Origin of the sequence: Variovorax glucosi (assembly GCF_051216695.1) — a bacterium.
Taxonomy (GTDB): Bacteria; Pseudomonadota; Gammaproteobacteria; order Burkholderiales; family Burkholderiaceae_C; genus Variovorax.
In genome coordinates this window covers 1-2078 of sequence record NZ_JBPJZE010000015.1, presented here as the reverse complement: position 1 = coordinate 2078, position 2078 = coordinate 1, and the positions used below count along the sequence as shown (strand labels likewise).

The window sequence follows — 2078 nt, the reverse complement described above, 5'->3', positions numbered from 1 at the left end:
CGACGTCCGATGTCATCTGCCACACGGTCGGCAGCGCCTCGGTGTGGAACAGCCGAGGCACGCGCACCGAGAAGGGCCGGGCCACGCGCGAGAGGTCGTTGCGGATCAGGTCCACGATCATCACGTTCTCGGCCCGTTCCTTCGGCACGGTGCGCAGCCGCTGCGCCAGCGCCTCGTCTTCGGCGGGCGTGGCGCCGCGCGGGGCCGTGCCCTTCATGGGGCGCGTCAGGATGCGGTCGCCATGCCAGTCGAAGAAGAGTTCGGGTGACACCGACAGCACCTGCTCTTCGCCGGTGTCGATGAAGGCGGTGTAGCCGACGGGCTGCGCCTCTCGTAGCGCAAGGAACCAGTCGCGTGCATCGCCGTGAAAGCCGGCATGCAATGCAGCGGTGTAGTTGAGCTGGTAGAGCTCACCGTTCGCAATCGCGCGGTGAATGGCCTGCATGCGCCCGTCGAAGTCGGCGCGCGAGAGGCTGTTTTGCCAATCGACAGTGGGCACTGGCGAAGCGTCGTTCCCGGCTGCAGGCCAGGGCAGCGCTTCGTCGTGAATGCCGAACCAGGCCAACGGCCCGTCCGCTGCATGCACCGCGAATGCGGGATCGAAGGCCGCCGCAGCCTCGTAGCGCAGATACCCCACGCACCAGCGTCCCTCGCGCGCCATAGCCTCGACGGCTTCGAGCACGGGTCGCACTTCGGCTGCCGTCCGCGCCACCAGCACGCGCGAAGGCGCACCGAAAGACAGGCGCAGCCGGCTCGCGCCGTCACCGCGCGGCTGTGCGAAATCGATCAGCGTGCGCAAGGTCGAATGCAGGGCGCCATCAGGCGGTATCGTTCGCCGCGGTCGTCGGCCCGGCCCCACCGCCCGCTCCGCCTGCGCTGCCTTGCGGCGCACGGGCCAGCACCCGCTTGCGCACCGCATAGATGTTGTTGCGCAGCGCATAGAGCTCGTCGGCGTACGACAGCGGCACCGCCACCTTGTTCACCACGTGGTCGAGCTGGTCGAGGTCTTCGAGCAGGGACTTCTGTTCGGCCTCCTTCACTTCCGTCTTTGCATCGATGTTGGCCTCGATGTCGCGCAGTCGCGCATACCAGCGGAACACGCGCCGGCGCACACGGAACTGGTACAGCGGCGGCACCACGCGGCTCAGCGGCAGCATCAACACCAGCAGGCCGCCCAGCACCAGCCACATGCGCTCGACCAGGTTGCTGGCCCAGAAGGGCAGGTAGCGCTGCAAGATCGGCGGCGTCAAGTTGATGGCGCGGTCGCCCTCGGGGCTCACCGGCAGTTCGCTGGTGCGGGTGTTGGGGAAGTCGCGAGCCCGGTTGAACCAGCCGGCGCCGCTGTGCACCGATTGCGCCGCCTGCGCGAACAGCTGGCGCAGGGCCGGGTGGGTTTCGTCGCGCGACAGCAGCGAGGTGGTGGCCGCGAGCAGCGCCACGTCGTGCGGCGGCAGGTCTTTCGAGAGGTCGACCACGCCGCGCGGCAGCGTCACCGCCGAGAGGAACGGAAAGCGCCGCGAGTAGGCGTCGGCCTGACCGAAGTCCATGAGCTTGATGTCGTCCGAGCGCAGCAGGCGTTGCACCTGCGGCGATTGCGGCGCGGAAGACAGCACGATGGCATCGAGCAGTCCGGCCGCCAGCGCCTCGGCGGCCGACGCCTGTTCGAGGTTCGACAGCAGCAGGTCGTCGGGGCCCAGCCTGTTGGCCTTGAGCAGGCGCTCCATGATGTCCGGAAGCCCGCTGCCCTGCAGGTCGATGTTCACGCGCAGGCCGCGCAACTGGGCGAGCGTGGTCAGCGTGCCGGTCTTGCGATCGATCTTCTGCGCCGAGTCGGCGCGGTAGAAGAGCCAGATCGGCTCGTAGAACAGGCTGCCGAGCGAAGTGAGGCCGGCTTCTTCGTCGGCCACCGGGTCGGCGCTGCCGCCGCGCACGAAGGCCACGTCGGCACCGCCGGTGCGCAGCAACTGCAGGTTCTCGGTCGAGCCCGAGGTGGGCTTGAGCTCCACTTCGATGCCGCTGTGCTTGAGGGCTTCGGCATAGCGCTTGCCGAACTGCGCATATGCGCTGCCGGTGGGGCC

General features: G+C 68.7%; 2 protein-coding genes. Both read right to left on the bottom strand.

What is annotated here, in order from left to right:
• Positions 1-799 (bottom strand): chorismate-binding protein (locus ACSFA3_RS22270; RefSeq protein ID WP_435507677.1); only part of this gene is annotated, 799 nt, incomplete at its 3' end.
• 19 nt (positions 800-818) lie between these two features.
• A partial coding sequence (locus ACSFA3_RS22265; RefSeq protein ID WP_435507676.1) for a TAXI family TRAP transporter solute-binding subunit occupies positions 819-2078 on the bottom strand: 1260 nt, incomplete at its 5' end.